The following is a 14,155-nucleotide window of genomic DNA, read 5'->3' as shown; positions in this document are numbered from 1 at the left end:
CGAGGAAGTGGGCAACAACCGCCGCGACAAGACGGTGGCGAATCACTGGGTGAGTATTGGCGGGCACCAGGAGCAGAGCGTGGAGGGGCGAGCGGAACTGCGGGCGGGCCAGGCCATCCGCCGTCGGACAAGGGACTACTCTCTGCATGCTGGAGAAGCGCTCATCATTAAAGGGCCGGGTGGAACCATTCGAATAGATAGCACCGGCATAACCCTTGACGCTATCTCCATCCAGGTTAAAGGTCCGCTCAAGATGCAGGGGGGCGGCGGCGGAAATGAACTGGCTTTGGGCTGCGAGGTTCTGGAAGGCGCACTTTCTGATTGTCTGGAGCGCGCCAGATGATGCAGAGCGTCGTACAAGCGTTTGCCCGTCTCGAACGCGCCCCCAGCGACTATCTTTACCTCTTGCTGGACCCGCTAGCGCCGGGCGAGCCACAAGATCCCCTTAGCATTCAGTCGCTAACCCACGCGTTGGGCGAACAGGCGATCGCACGCGTCATCCGGCCAGACCTTGCCCATACGCCCGACGCGTGCCCGGCGCTTATACAGCTGGCCGCGCCAGAAGGTGCCGCGGACATTTCTCTGCTCGCAGCCACCGAACGTTCCGCGCGTGATGATGCCAGCTATAAAAAGCGCTATGTGTGCGGATGGCTGACCAGTGATCAATCCCTCGCTGCGCTCGCCGATCACTTGACTGCGCGCTGCCTGGATGTCGTCGTGCCTATAGCTGGAAAACGCATGACGCCGTGGTTCGAGCCGTTGCGGCTTGAACTGCTCGCGGCATCAATGGAACACGCCTTTCCTGCTCTGCTGTGGCCCGTCAAACGTTGGCTTTGCCCGACCAGCTGGGGCGCCTTCACCTTACTTCGCGGCTCCCCCACCGAAGCCGGCTCGGATGCCCCTCCACTCGTTCGACAGGCACTGCAACTTGCACCGCTCGTCAGCGATTTCCTGGATGTCTGGCGCGCCGCGCTCCGATTCCCCGTGACGTATGCCCCAATGCGCTGGCGTGGCACCACGATTCTTCCGCCCCAGGCCGCCGTGCACGCTTTCCGGATGATCCGTGACGCACAGAACTCACGCTTGCGCCTGAGCGCCGACATCATCGACCTGTGCATGCATCGCGTCTTCATTCATCCCCATCTGCCACGGCATCCAGAAATACAGGACGACATCCAAGCCGCCGTCGCAGGGCAGTCCACATTGCAAGCGCGTTTTGACAACTACGACGACTTTGCGTGGCAGCGCATCGTTGCGTCATTACCTCCCGCCGCGAACTACACATGAGCATCAGCAAGACCCTGACCCAGGCACGGCGCCAGGCGGCGCCCAATCCCACCGGCACGTGCAGCGCGTGTGAACGTACCGGCTTACCGATCCTGCCGCTACGGCTTGCAGTCATGCCGCTCACAGACGGACTCAAGCAACATGGCGCACTGAGTCACGAATCCATTCAGACCGCATTGCGTGTATTGCGCCAGGGGTATGTCTATGTGCTGCTGGACAAAGAAATCTGGCATGCCTATCAGGTCACCCCGGAAGGCTATCTGCGCCAGTTCAATCCATTCTCCATGCCACGGGCGGCGCCCGAGCCCCTAGCCAAAGCTTGCCTGGACGCCGGACACGATCTGCGCTCGGCATTCATCAACATCGACACCGCAGCGCACAAGCAGGCCTGGATCGCGTTTTCACAGGACCCTTGGCCGAAGGCGACACTCGATGCCTACCGCACCGGCAAGCACGCTGATGGAAAGGCACTGCCCGCTGATTATCGGCAGCGGTTCAGGGTGATCAATCTGCTCACGCTCAAGCAGGATCCGACTGGTGGCAACCAGGCGCTTGCCCTTGAGCACGGTGATGATCTTGCCCAGCATGTCGCCGAGTACGCCATCGCCACGCACGACTTCGGTAGCGTTCATGACTGGCATCCCCGTCATGCCCGCCTTGAAGCCATGCAGGCGCAATTGCGCATGCTCGAAAAGCAGCATGGGCTTGCGAAGGGGGTTGCGGGACTCATCCTGCCCGATCCGGTGGGCATGGCCGCAGAGCTCAACAGCCTGCGTCTTTCTGTCAACACGATGCGCCAGCGGTGGCGTGAAGAGCCAACACGGCGGTATGCCTACCTCACCTCGCAGTGCCTGCTCGGAATCAAAGCTTACATCGCCCAGCAGGTAGAGGCTGCACACCCGCCGGCGCCACCACCTAGCGACTACTGGACGTCCAGCGAATCCGGCGTCCCGCCCGTATTCCATGACCCCGCACAACAACGTGCTGGCGTGGTCAATCGCGAGACCGGGCGTCGCATGGCCCGGCTAGAAGATCGTTACTGGGAAACCGGCCCTGCAGGACGAAAGACTTTTCAGGATGCGTACGACAAGGAAGACGACCGCTTTCAAAAGCAGATCGACGCTTATGCAACCGACTGGGCCGACCTGGTGGCTGGCGCCAGTTGGCGACGGATCATGGCTTTGGACTATGCGGACGCCGATGCGCGTTCGCAGCAATGCCGCCTGAGCACCACCGCGGCTTGTCTCGCGGGCGGCATCACGGATGCCCCGCCACAGCCGACCACGCCGGCGGACGAGAGCCAACCCGGCGAAAAGCCCACGCCGCAAGCGTTGGGGCCTAGCAGCAAGGCATGGAAAGACCTGCTGTCCGACGCAGGTAGTCCAGCCTACATCGCGCTCAATGGGCAATACACCGACTTGCAGCAGGCGTTCGAACCCTTGTTCTCGGACGCGATGCCCTCGGAGGCAGGCAAGAAATACTATGACGCGATAAAAATGGTCGCCACGAGCAAGGAGGGAAGCGATTGGCGCCGGACGCTCGTTGTTGAATCTGCCGATCAGTTGTTGGCGGCCATTCACGATGCGAGTAATCGCCTCGAAAGCACCCTGAGCATCGGCGCCAAGGCGGCTTTAGACAACCTCCAGTCCGGCGCCGCCTGGCTGTACGGTAAGGCCAGGTTCACCCAGGTCACCATCCAGCTCACGGTGGGGGAGTGCTTCGAGCTGCTGTCGAGCGAGATTCGCGAGCACGCCAACTCCGCCCAAAAGGCCGCCGGCAAACGGGCACGTGCGATGTTGCTGGGCAGTCTGATCACCATCCCGAATGCCAATGTCCGCAATGTGCTCATCGACGTCACGCTATGGGCGCATGGAACTGCAGAAGAGGTCAAGAAGCGCATCCTGGATTTCAGCAAAGAGGCCAAGGAGGGCGCGCAGGATATCAGGCAGGCTGCTGGCGCGCTTGGGCAAGAGATCAACAGAGAAGCCAAGTTTGCGCTACGCCAGGTCAACGCCGGCCTGAAGAATCTGGAACCCGCTGCCGCCGCGGTGCTCGAGGGCCTGCAAGTTGGCGCGGCGGGGGCTCGTCGTGTCGCCGGCAGCACCTTTGCGAGCTTGAAGAACTTGGCCGTGGGTAGCGTGGATGGTGGCTTGTCTTTCATCGGCCTGTATTTTCTGCAGGACAGCTTGAAAAGCACGTTAGCTGACCTGGATGCGAAAGTCGGGGCAAAGCATCCGGAGGCCGTGGCGGCGTTTTATAGCGTGGCGCTGGGCTTCATGGGAGCGAGTGTTGAGGCGGCCGGGCTGGCGATGAGGGTTCCGGCGGACGCTGCCCGAGGGTTCGTGCTGCGCTGGGGTGTGGAGAAAACTCCTGTCCTCACGCGCGTTGTCGGGTTGGGGTCGAAGATGGTGATGGTGGGTGGAGCGATTTCGGCTTTGGCGGGGATTGCGGATGCTAGTGCTAGTTTTCGTGCTGCTTTGCGCGTATCCAAAGTTGGTGATGTAGGTGCCACCCATACGTACATATTTGCCGGAGGCATATCAATTTTTGGCGCAATCCTGATTTTTTTGGGATCTGCCGGGGCACTGTCGCTGTTCGGGGGATTGGGTCTAGGAATTGCTGTCGGACTTGTTGCCTTCGGGACATCGCAATTAGCACGAGGCCTCGAATCCGACTCCTTCGAGAATTGGGCTTGGCGATGCTACTTCGGCCAGGCAAAAAGCAATGATCGCTGGCGCAATCCAGGCGACATGGACGTCGCCATTGCCGCACTCAATGCAGCAGTGCTCGGCATGGAAGTAGACCTTCGTTTCACTATTGAAAGAAGTGTGAGACCGATAGATGAGCTCTACATCGAAGACATAGAGGTTCTCAAGAACGGAGGCTCTTTAGAGAAAACGAACGCCCTTGTTTACAGCGCAACTCTGCCTGGATTTGATGCCGAACAATCCCGATACCGCTTTACGCTGACCATCGCGCGATTTGCTCTAGCACAAGGCGAGAAACGTAGCCCCTATCTGTCCTCCCATGTCGTGGCATCCGGGCAAATCAACGATCTAGTCCCCCCGAGGCCTGCTTCCACCTTGAATAGGCCGGATTACACGCTGGACAGCGAGACTAAACCGACCCCCTCTCGGCCAGTCCTTAGTGGTCGGTACTTGCTGGATTCCCTCAACAATATCAAATCGGCAACTTTGATTGTGGCGTTCTGGCCAGACAAAAACGATAGCTCAAGCTTCGCCGCCATTGAGATGACGGAGCAACTCTAATGGCAAAACCTCAACTGAATCCCCCCTGCGTCGGCTGGCAGCGCGATCTGCCGGGTCCCAATTCCCCCCCAATCGAGCAGCCCTTGTTGCTGTGGCAAGCGCCCACGCATATGGATGAAACGTATGTCGAGTTCGCTCGGAACACGTCGAGCATTCGCGGAGTCTGCTTTTACTTTTTGCTGCTGATCGCTTGGACAATTCTTTATCACGTAGGCTTTGCCGCCAAAGACATTTATGCGACGACTGCGAGGGCCACGAGTGTCACTCTTGAGGTTGCAGGCATCTTGCTACTGGTCGTCGGGACAATTCTGATCGGCGGCTGGACAGCGTTTGTAGTCTACCGTGCCGAGGTCTCCCCACCCCGCGATCTCCCGCTTCGCTTCAATCGGCTACGCCGCAAGGCCTACGTCTATGAATTCCATTCAGTCTGGTGGAATCCCTTCGAACGCGGGTACGTGACGACGGCGAGTTATGACTGGGACGATCTGCGCGCAGAGAAATGGAAAGTCCGCGGCGCGACTCCGGGCGGCGGGCTCATCATCAAGGAAGGCGTCTCCATCGCGGTGGTGAAACCCGGCACGAACGACGTCGTGGCGCGCTTCCAATTGAACACCGACGCTGCGAACACCTCCAATTTCTGGGCCTACGTGTGCGCATACATGCAAAACGGCATTAAAGGGCTCGACCCTGATCGTGCCGAACCTCGTGATGCCAACGACGTCGCTCCCTACAACATCGCCTTGCGCCTGGCTCCCCGAGTCCAGTGGCCTGCGGATATGGATCTTGAATCTCGAACTGCACCGTGAAGGCGGTCGAGGCCTAGGACTGGATTCGCTTGCCAGAAGGGCCCGCTCGCCACCCCGCCACTGCAGCTCCACAGCCCCGGTACATTTGATTGGCGAACGCCCACTTCGCCGCCATCGACACTTCTAAGGAACTCTGTTGGCGAAACCTCAACTGAATCGCCCCTGCCTCGGTTGGCAACGCGATCTGCCCGGGCCCAATGACCCGCTTGACGAGCCCCCAATGCTGCTATGGCAGCCACCGACGCATATGGATGAGACGTATGTCGAGTTCGCCCGTAACGCCTTGAGCATTCGCGGTGCGATCTTCTACGCCTCACTATTGACCTCGTTCATGTGTATCCGGTATCTAGCCTTCGCCGGATGGGACATTTATATGACGAGTAAGGCGTCTGGCGTTCTAACGCTTGAAGTTGCAGGCATTTTTCTTCTTCACGTGAGCGCAATTGCGCTCTGCGTTTGGGCAGCGTGCATTTTCTATCGTGCCGACGTATCTCCACCCCGCGATCTTCCGCTCCGCTTCAATCGCCTACGTCGCAAGGTATACGTCTACGACTTCCAATCAGTCTGGTGGAATCCCTTCGATCGCGGATGCGTCACCACGACGAGTTACGACTGGGACGACTTGCGAGCAGAGAAGTGGAAAGTCCGTGGCGCGACGCCTAGCGGCGGGCTCATCATCAAAGAAGGCGTCTCCATCGCGGTGGTGAAACCCGGCACGAACAATGTCGTGGCGCGCTTCCACCTAAACACCGACGCTGCCAACACCTCGAACTTCTGGGCGTACGTGTGCGCCTACATGCAGAACGGCATCAACGGCCTCGACCCCGATCACGCCGAACCGCGTGACGCCAACGACGTCGCTCCCTACAACATCGCCTTGCGCCTGGCTCCCAGAGTCCAGTGGCCTGCGGATATGGATCTTGAATCTCGAACGGCACCGGAGATGAACTCCGTGCTAGATTCGACCGGTCAGATTGCACCTATCGCTTTTGCATCGGGAAAATAACCGGAAGCGCGTCGTCATGAATACGAATCCCACCCCCTTTCGTATCCGCGCCGCGACACCCGCCGATGTCGCCCGCATCGAGCTCATCGTCCGCGAGGCTTACTCCCCCTACATCGCACGCAACGGCGCCACGCCCGGCCCCATGCTGGACGACTATCCGGCGCGCGTCGCGCAAGGCGTGGTTCATGTGCTGGAATCGGACGCTGGCATCGAAGGCCTCATCGTGCTGATTCCAGAACCCGACGACGGCTGCATGCTGCTGGACAACATCGCCGTGTCGCCAACCGCGCAAGGAAAAGGGCACGGCCGGACACTGCTGCAATGGGCCGAAGACACCGCGCACCGCGCCGGTTTTTCACGGATCCGGCTTTACACGCAGGAAGCGATGACCGAGAACATCGCCATCTACACACGGCGCGGCTATGCGGAAACGCACCGCGCCACGGAGATCGGGCTGAACCGCGTTTTCATGCAAAAACCCCTTGTATAAGGGGTTTTTGCAGCACTCTCCGCCGCACAAAAATAGACAAACCGAATATATGAGCTTTTACTCGTAATTTATCGGTCTACCTTTTTTTTGCCATCAGGTGAGCGGAAATCCTGTTGTTCGCCAGCGATTTCGCATAGACGGACGCCGGCCGGATGCGCTGCGCAATCACGTATCCCGTCATGCACGCCAGCATCAGCGGCAACATGACTTCATAGCTCAGCGTCATCTCGAAGATCATCAAGATCGACATCAGCGGCGCATGCGTGGTGGCGGCCAACAGCGCCCCCATTCCCACGACCGCATAACTGGACACGGCCGACAGGCTGCCGGCTGGAAACAGGCCCTGCAGCGCGGTCCCGTACAACGCGCCCAGCGCCGCCCCCACGAACAAGGTCGGCGTGAAGACGCCGCCCAGGGCGCCGGACCCGACGCTGGCCGCCGTGGCCAATGTCTTGAGCAAGAGCAGAGCCGCGACCGCCTGCCATGCCCAATCCGTATGCAGCATGCTGTTCACCACGCTGTAGCCGTTGCCCCACACCGCGGGATCGATCACGGATAGCGCCCCCACGACCAGCCCGCCTGCCGCCATCCTGGCCCAGATCGGAAACGGCAACCGGCGAAACGCCGCGCGGGACAAGTCCAGGAACCGCAGGAATTGGGGTGCGGCCAGGCCGGCGATGAGGCCAAGTCCCAAGTAATTGATCACTTCCCAGCCGGACACAAACTCGAAATGCGGCATCTGAAAGACCGCGTCGTAGTGCAGCACCTGCCGCGTCACGATGTTGGCGACAACAGAAGCGACGGCCAGCGGCACCAGCGTCGCCGTTGAAATCACGCCGTACACGATTTCGGAAATGAACACCGCGCCCGCGATCGGCGCGTTGTACGCCGCGGTGATGCCTGCGGTGGCGCCGCAGGCCACCAGCAGCCTGAGATGGCGGGGCGCCAGCACCAGATAGCGGCCCGTCAACGAGGCGCACATTGCTGCCAGTTGCACCATCGGCCCCTCGCGGCCAATGGATGCGCCGGAACCGATCGAAAAAATGGAGGACAGGCTGCGCGCGACCGTCTGGCGAAAGCCGATGACGCCACGTCCGATGGAAATGGCTTCCATATAGTCGGCGGCCCCGCGCCGGGGCAGCCATCGGGTGGCCGCCTGCAGGATCAGGCCGGCGATCGCGCCCCCGGCCGCTGGCATCAGAAACCGCTGCCAGGGATCCAGTCCCCGCGCCAGCGACACCATGCCGTGGGGAACCTCGCCGCCTCCCACCCACAATTGCATCCAGCCCAGCAGTTCGCGAAACACCACCGTTGACAGCGCACCCAGGGCACCAACCAACGCGGCCGCACACAACGTCAAGGCCAGATTTTCTGCCAAAAGTCCGCGTCTCAACCGTCTGGCCCAGGCCGGTCGACGCAGTTTCAAGTCGCTATCCATGGCCGGATTCTACGGCGGATTCTGCTCACTTTTTGTTCAGTTCACCGTCAGCGGTCCGTACGCGTCTCCCCCCGAATCCCCGATTCCGAACGTCGCTTAGCGGCCCGTTTTGAGGCGCTGCAAGGGCAAAAATCAGGGTAGGCGAAGGGCGGTTTTCCGGGGTAAAAGGGCCCTTTTCAAGGCTCGGTTGCCATAAGAGGCCTGTGGATAACTCCTAAGTAGCGCTGTTGTGCACATGTTGTGGAGGCAAGTTGAACAAGCCGGGGTTTCGGACGAGGTCCAAAATCTTGTCCAACTTCAGCTTTTTTCCCACACAGAGTTCTTGCACAGGCAAAAACGGACGCAAGGCAATGAAAGTAAAGAGGTTTTCAAGGTTAAGGTAGTTATCCACAGCCCTTATTAATCATTAGTCTTTATATAAAGAAAAAAAAAGGAAAAGCCAAACATGCTTTCCCATTCCGCCCATCCACCGCCCCCCGGACTGCGTCCATGCGTATCCTCTTGATCGAAGATGAAGCTGAACTTGCCCGCTGGCTGTCCAGAAGCCTGGCCAGACATGCCGGCTTCGTCGTGGAGTGGGCTGATGACGGACTGGTCGCCGAAAGAAGGCTGGCCATGGAAGATTTCGATGCGGTGATCCTGGATCTGGGACTTCCCGGCATGGATGGCCATGCTTTGCTGGCGAAGATTCGCGCGCGGGACGACCGTACGCCGGTGCTGGTCTTGACCGCGCGCGATTCCTTGGCCGAGCGGATCGGAACACTTCACGAGGGAGCGGACGATTTCCTGCCGAAACCCTTTGTTGTGGAAGAGTTGGAGGCGCGCCTGATTGCCCTGATTCGCCGCAGCCGCGGCCGCGAACATCCCCGCCTGACGCTGGGAAACCTGGTTTTTGAAACTTCCGCGCAAAAATTCACCGTCAGCGGACAGCCTTTGCAGTTATCCCCACGTGAACACGCGGTACTGCGGGTGTTGATCCAGAAAAGCGGTGAACCCATCAACAAACAGCAGATCCTTGACCGCATCCCCACCGACGATGCGGACGTCAACCTGGAAGCCATCGAGGTTCTGGTTCACCGGTTGCGCAAGAAATTGGCGGATACCGGTGTGCAAATCGTGACCATGCGCGGCATGGGGTATTGCCTGGAGAACCTTGTTGACAACTAGAAGTCCGCAAAACGGCGTTGATTTTTCGGCAAAAAAACGCGCCCGGACCCTCAAGACGCAACTGCTCTGGTGGCTGATTCCGACCCTGGTGTTCGTGATGATGGGCGCGCTGTGGCTGTCCAACCACCAGTTGCGCAACCAGGTCGACATTGCCTATGACCGGTCTCTTGCCGGCGCGCTGCGCGCGATCGACCACAACATATCCACAGCCAGCGGTGGATTAGCCATGGAGCAGCCGTATCTGATGCTCGAATTTTTCGAGCTGACAGCCAACGGCAGCGTGTTCTACCGGGTAGCCACGGAAGACGGGCTGGCCGAAATCGGCCATCCCGGGTTGCCCCTGCCGGACCAACCCCTCGTCTCGGGCGAGCCGCGGTTTTTCTATGCGACATTTCAGGGGCAGCCCGTCAGGGTGGCGGCGCTGGCGCGGCCCATGGATCCGCCGCTGTATGCCAACCGGGGCGGCAGGGTCATCGTGCAGGTCGCAGAGGGCCTGGAAAGCCGCGAGGCGTTCCTTCACAAGGTTTTGGTGCGCTCGGTGGAGCGGGACCTTGCCGTGATCCTCATCAGCGTCCTGGTGATCGTTTTGGGCGTTTTCATGGCCTTGCGTCCCCTGGAGCGTCTGCGTCAGGAAGTCAAAGGCCGGTCTGCAGACGATTTAAGCCCCGTCAGCGCGTCCGAGATGCCGGGGGAGGTCCTACCCCTGGTGGCGGCCGTAAATCTCCATATGGCCCGTTTTGCGGCCTTGGGGAGGGTGCAGGCGCAGTTCCTGGACGACGCATCGCATCAGTTGCGCACGCCTTTGTCGGTGTTGCGGACCCAGATGGCCTATGCCCTGCGCGAAACAGACCCCCAGGAGGTCCGTACAGCCCTTCTGGCGATGCAAGAGGGGTTGGACAGGGCCGTACGCACCACCAACCAGATGCTCGCCCTGGCGCGCGCTAAAGACGCCTCGCTGGCCGAAGGCGGTTCGGCACCCGAACAGGTGGACCTGGTTGAGCTGGCGGACGCGGTGATCCGCACCCAATTACCCAATGCCCGCGCCCGGCAACTGGACATCGGGCTGGAAGCCGACCGCAGGCCTGTCGTGGTCAGCGGGGCCGAGTGGCTGTTGCGCGAGGCGGTCAGCAACCTGGTGGACAACGCCATCCGGTATGCGGCCGCGGGCGGCGTGGTCACAGTCCGGATCGACGCGGACGCCAGCCAGGCCCGCCTTGCCGTGGAAGACGACGGTCCCGGCATGTCGGACGAGGACATTGCCCGGGCCTGCGTGCGGTTCCGGCGGGGCGCGGCGGGCAAGAACACCTCCGGCGCTGGCCTGGGCCTGGCGATCGTGGGCACGATTGCCGAAATCCTGGGGGCGCGTCTCGTGCTGGAGAACCGGAATGGGCAGCCGGGATTGCGGGCGGCGTTGGTGTTTTCCCTGGAAAAGGGCCCGGATGCTGCGCCGCGTCACGAAATCGGCCGGAATTGAAAGGTTATGGAAAGGTTCGATTTTGTACGGTGGCGTCCACTGGAGCCGTGGGATGCGATCGACCGCCGCCGCGCCGCTGCCAGCAATACCTAGACCTATAAATCCTGGAGACGCAAGAATGCAGACGAGTCTGAAGCTGCGCATCGCAGCCCTGGCGGCGCTCGGCGCCATCACCCTGTCCCTCGGCGCGGCGCATGCCGCCGACGAGCCCCGCCGTCCGGAATGCATCGCCCCGGCACAGCCCGGCGGCGGCTTCGACCTGACCTGCCGCCTGGCCACCGAAGGCTTGAAGCAAAGCGGCGCGCTCAAGAACACGATGCGCATCGTCTACATGCCCGGGGGCATCGGCGCGGTGGCGTACAACAACATCGTCGCCCAGCATCCGAACGAGCCGGGCACCATCGTCGCGTTCTCCGGCGGCTCGCTGCTCAATCTGGCGCAGGGCAAGTTCGGCAAGTACAACGTCAACGACGTGCGCTGGCTGGCCGCGATCGGCACCGACTATGGCGTGGCCGTTGTCCGCAACGATTCGCCGTACACCGACCTGAAGGGCCTGATGGAAGCCTTCAAGCAGGACCCGACCAAGATCGTGCTGGGCGCGGGCGGCACCGTGGGCAGCCAGGACTGGATGAAGGCGGCGCTGACTGCCAAGGCGGCGGGCGTGGACTTCAAGAAGATGCGCTTTGTCGCGTTCGAAGGCGGCGGCGAGGCCGTGACGGCGCTGCGCGGCGGTCATATCCAGGCCTACATGGGCGACGCCGCCGAAGCTTTCACCATGCTTGAGGGGGGCGCCCCCATCCGCGTGCTGGCCGTCTTCAACGACCAGCGCCTGCCGGGCAAGCTGGGCTCGGTGCCCACCGCCAAGGAACAGGGCTACGACATCGTCTGGCCCATCATCCGCGGTTTCTACGTCGGTCCCAAGGTGTCCGACAGCGACTACCAGTTCTGGGTCGACGCATTCAACAAGACCACGGCCGCGCCCGAGTTCGAGAAGCTGCGCCAGCAGCAGGGTCTGTTCCCTTTCAACAAGACCGGCCCCGAACTGGACGCCTACGTGAAGAACCAGGTCAAGCAGTACGGCGAGCTCGCCGACACCTTCGGCCTGATCAAAAAGTAAGCCAGCCGCCAGGCTGATTCCCGACCGCGCCCGCAAGGGACACACCTGCCGCCCGCCTGGGGCGGCGGCAGGGCCCGCTGCGCCGCGCAATCCGACTTGAACGGAAACCTGGACCATGAATGATCGAATCCTGGGCATTGCCGCCCTGGCGCTGGCCGTCTTCATGACGGCCGCCGGCTGGAGCATCGAGGCGCCCTTCGCCTACGAACCCGTCGGCCCGCGCGCCTTTCCCCTGCTCGTGGCGCTGATCATCGGCCTGTGCGGGTTGTGGCTCATCTACAAGGGCGGCGCCGCTGTCGAGCGCAATCCGGCCGGCGCCAACGGACGTATCGCGCTGATGGTGGTATTTGCCACCGCCTACGCCTTTCTCTTCCAGTGGCTGGGCTTCGTGATCGCGACCTCGCTCATGACGATCTTCGTGGGACGCCTTTTTGGCGGCAGCTGGATCAAGTGCGCGATCGGCGGCGTGGTGATGAGTCTTTTCTTTTTCGTGCTGTTCGACAAGGTGCTGGACGTCGTCCTGCCCGGCGGACTGCTGGAGAACCTGATATGAGCGGCATTCTCGATCATCTGTCGATAGGCTTTGGCGTCGCCTTTTCCCTGACGAACCTGCTGGTCGCGGCCATCGGCTCCTTCATCGGAACCATGGTGGGCGTGCTGCCAGGGCTGGGGCCGGTCAACGGCGTGGCCATGCTGATCCCCATCGCCTTCGCCATGAACCTGCCGCCGGAAACGGCGCTGATCCTGCTTGCCGCGGTGTATGTGGGCGCCGAGTATGGCGGCCGTATCACCGCGATCCTGCTGAACGTGCCGGGCGAAGCCAGCGCCATCATGACGACGCTGGATGGCTACCCGCTGGCGCGGCAGGGTTTGGCCAACGTGGCGTTGACGCTTTCCGCGTGGTCGGCTTTCTTTGGGGCGATCGTGTCGGTGGTGGGCATCATCCTGCTTGCGCCGATGCTGGCGAAATGGGCGCTCGCGTTTGGCCCCGCCGAATACTTCGTGCTGATGATTTTTGCGTTCTGCTGCCTGACCAGCCTGCTGGGCAAGCAACCAGTCAAGGGAGTGCTGGCCGCGATGATCGGTCTGTCCATTTCCGTGGTGGGCGTGGACGCGAACTCGGGCGTGTATCGCTATACCTTCGAGTCCGTCCACTTGGCCGACGGCATCGATTTCGTCGTGGTGGTGATTGCGCTGTTCGCGGTCAGCGAGATGCTGGAAATGCTTGAAAGGGTAGTGGCCGGCCACAGCGTCGAGGTCAAGCCCAGCGGGCGCAAGCTGTTCAACCTGAAAGAGATGGCATTCACGTGGTGGAGCGTCGTGCGCAGCGCGCTGGTCGGCTTCGGCGTGGGCGTGCTGCCCGGCGCTGGCGCCAGCGTGGCCGCGGCCGTCGCCTATTCGCAGGAAAAGCGCATCATCGAGGCCAAGGATCCCGATGCCAAATTCGGCAAGGGCGACATGCGCGGCCTGGTCGCGCCGGAAGCCGCCGCGACGTCCTCGGCCATCGGCTCGTTCGTGCCGATGCTGACCCTGGGCGTGCCCGGCTCCGGCACCACCGCCGTGATGATGGGTGCGCTGACGCTCTACAACATCACGCCGGGACCGGTGCTGTTCGACACCAAGCCTGAGCTGGTGTGGGGGCTGATCGCCTCGCTGTTCGTGGCGAACGTATTGCTTTTCGTGATGAATGTGCCGCTGGTCCGCTTGTTCTCCAAAGTGCTGTCGGTGCCGGGTTGGCTGATGGTGCCGGGCATTCTGTGCATCAGCTACATCGGCGTGTATGCAATCAACGCCGGCACGTTCGATCTGCTGCTGGTGGCGGGCATTGGCACGCTTGGGTACTTCCTGCGTAAGTTCGGCGTGCCGATGGCGCCGCTGGTGCTGGGCGTCGTGCTGGGCAACATGATGGAGCAGAACTTGCGCCGCGCCCTGTCGATGACGGATGGCGACGTGGGTGTGCTGTTCGCCAGCCCGGTCTCGATTGCGCTGTGGACGGACGCGGCGGCGGTCGTGATCGTGCCGCAGGTCCTGCGTCGTGTGCGGGCCGCAAGAAAGGTTGCCGCTGGGCCGGTCTGATGGCGCGGTGATGCGCCCCTGACGG

General features: G+C 61.6%; 11 protein-coding genes and 1 pseudogene. 11 read left to right on the top strand and 1 reads right to left on the bottom strand.

All coding sequences use genetic code 11. The annotated features are described in order from the left end of the window. The 6 genes and pseudogenes from KVT32_RS25750 to KVT32_RS25725 form a co-directional block, all read left to right on the top strand. Positions 1 to 343, top strand: a pseudogene (locus tag KVT32_RS25750) (Rhs element Vgr protein); the annotation flags it as partial. Further along, complete coding sequence (locus KVT32_RS25745; RefSeq protein ID WP_217619033.1) at positions 340 to 1,287, top strand: hypothetical protein; 948 nt, start codon at positions 340 to 342, stop codon at positions 1,285 to 1,287. The pseudogene KVT32_RS25750 and the gene KVT32_RS25745, both read left to right, overlap by 4 nt. Continuing rightward, complete coding sequence (locus tag KVT32_RS25740) at positions 1,284 to 4,556, top strand: T6SS effector BTH_I2691 family protein (RefSeq protein ID WP_217619032.1); 3,273 nt, start codon at positions 1,284 to 1,286, stop codon at positions 4,554 to 4,556. Before KVT32_RS25745 ends, KVT32_RS25740 begins: the two co-directional genes overlap by 4 nt. After that, a complete protein-coding gene (locus KVT32_RS32210) occupies positions 4,556 to 5,362 on the top strand; it encodes a DUF6708 domain-containing protein (protein WP_227741325.1) in 807 nt (268 codons plus the stop codon). Before KVT32_RS25740 ends, KVT32_RS32210 begins: the two co-directional genes overlap by 1 nt. Positions 5,363 to 5,582: 220 nt before the next feature. Beyond that, entirely contained in the window at positions 5,583 to 6,368 is a 786-nt protein-coding gene (locus tag KVT32_RS25730; RefSeq protein WP_217619031.1) for a DUF6708 domain-containing protein, read from the top strand. Positions 6,369 to 6,384: 16 nt separating this feature from the next. Then, a complete protein-coding gene (locus KVT32_RS25725; RefSeq protein WP_217619030.1) occupies positions 6,385 to 6,858 on the top strand; it encodes a GNAT family N-acetyltransferase in 474 nt (157 codons plus the stop codon). A gap of 76 nt (positions 6,859 to 6,934) precedes the next feature. On the opposite strand, the gene KVT32_RS25720 is transcribed toward KVT32_RS25725, so the two are convergent. Further along, positions 6,935 to 8,296, bottom strand: coding sequence for a ClcB-like voltage-gated chloride channel protein (locus tag KVT32_RS25720; RefSeq protein ID WP_217619029.1), 1,362 nt, complete (start codon positions 8,294 to 8,296; stop codon positions 6,935 to 6,937). Positions 8,297 to 8,785: 489 nt separating this feature from the next. On the opposite strand from KVT32_RS25720, the gene KVT32_RS25715 reads away from it, so the two are divergent. The 5 genes from KVT32_RS25715 (at position 8,786) to KVT32_RS25695 (ending at position 14,130) form a co-directional block, all read left to right on the top strand. After that, positions 8,786 to 9,463, top strand: coding sequence for a response regulator (locus KVT32_RS25715; protein ID WP_217619028.1), 678 nt, complete (start codon positions 8,786 to 8,788; stop codon positions 9,461 to 9,463). Next, positions 9,453 to 10,937, top strand: coding sequence for a sensor histidine kinase (locus KVT32_RS25710; protein WP_371825617.1), 1,485 nt, complete (start codon positions 9,453 to 9,455; stop codon positions 10,935 to 10,937). Before KVT32_RS25715 ends, KVT32_RS25710 begins: the two co-directional genes overlap by 11 nt. Before the next feature lie 118 nt (positions 10,938 to 11,055). Beyond that, positions 11,056 to 12,054 (top strand): tripartite tricarboxylate transporter substrate binding protein, encoded by a 999-nt coding sequence (locus KVT32_RS25705; protein WP_142052149.1) that lies wholly within the window; start codon positions 11,056 to 11,058, stop codon positions 12,052 to 12,054. A 115-nt stretch (positions 12,055 to 12,169) separates the two neighbouring features. Beyond that, the gene (locus tag KVT32_RS25700; protein ID WP_152383031.1) at positions 12,170 to 12,607 is read left to right on the top strand and encodes a tripartite tricarboxylate transporter TctB family protein; all 438 of its coding nucleotides are present in this window, start codon (positions 12,170 to 12,172) and stop codon (positions 12,605 to 12,607) included. Beyond that, positions 12,604 to 14,130 (top strand): tripartite tricarboxylate transporter permease, encoded by a 1,527-nt coding sequence (locus KVT32_RS25695; protein ID WP_217619027.1) that lies wholly within the window; start codon positions 12,604 to 12,606, stop codon positions 14,128 to 14,130. The genes KVT32_RS25700 and KVT32_RS25695 overlap by 4 nt, the downstream gene beginning before the upstream one ends. Positions 14,131 to 14,155 lie beyond the last annotated feature (25 nt).

Source organism: Achromobacter sp. GbtcB20, from assembly GCF_019091095.1.
In the GTDB taxonomy this organism is placed as follows: Bacteria; Pseudomonadota; Gammaproteobacteria; order Burkholderiales; family Burkholderiaceae_B; genus Achromobacter; species Achromobacter mucicolens.
Note: the sequence above shows the minus strand (reverse complement) of the source record. Positions and strands in the feature narration are given on the sequence as shown.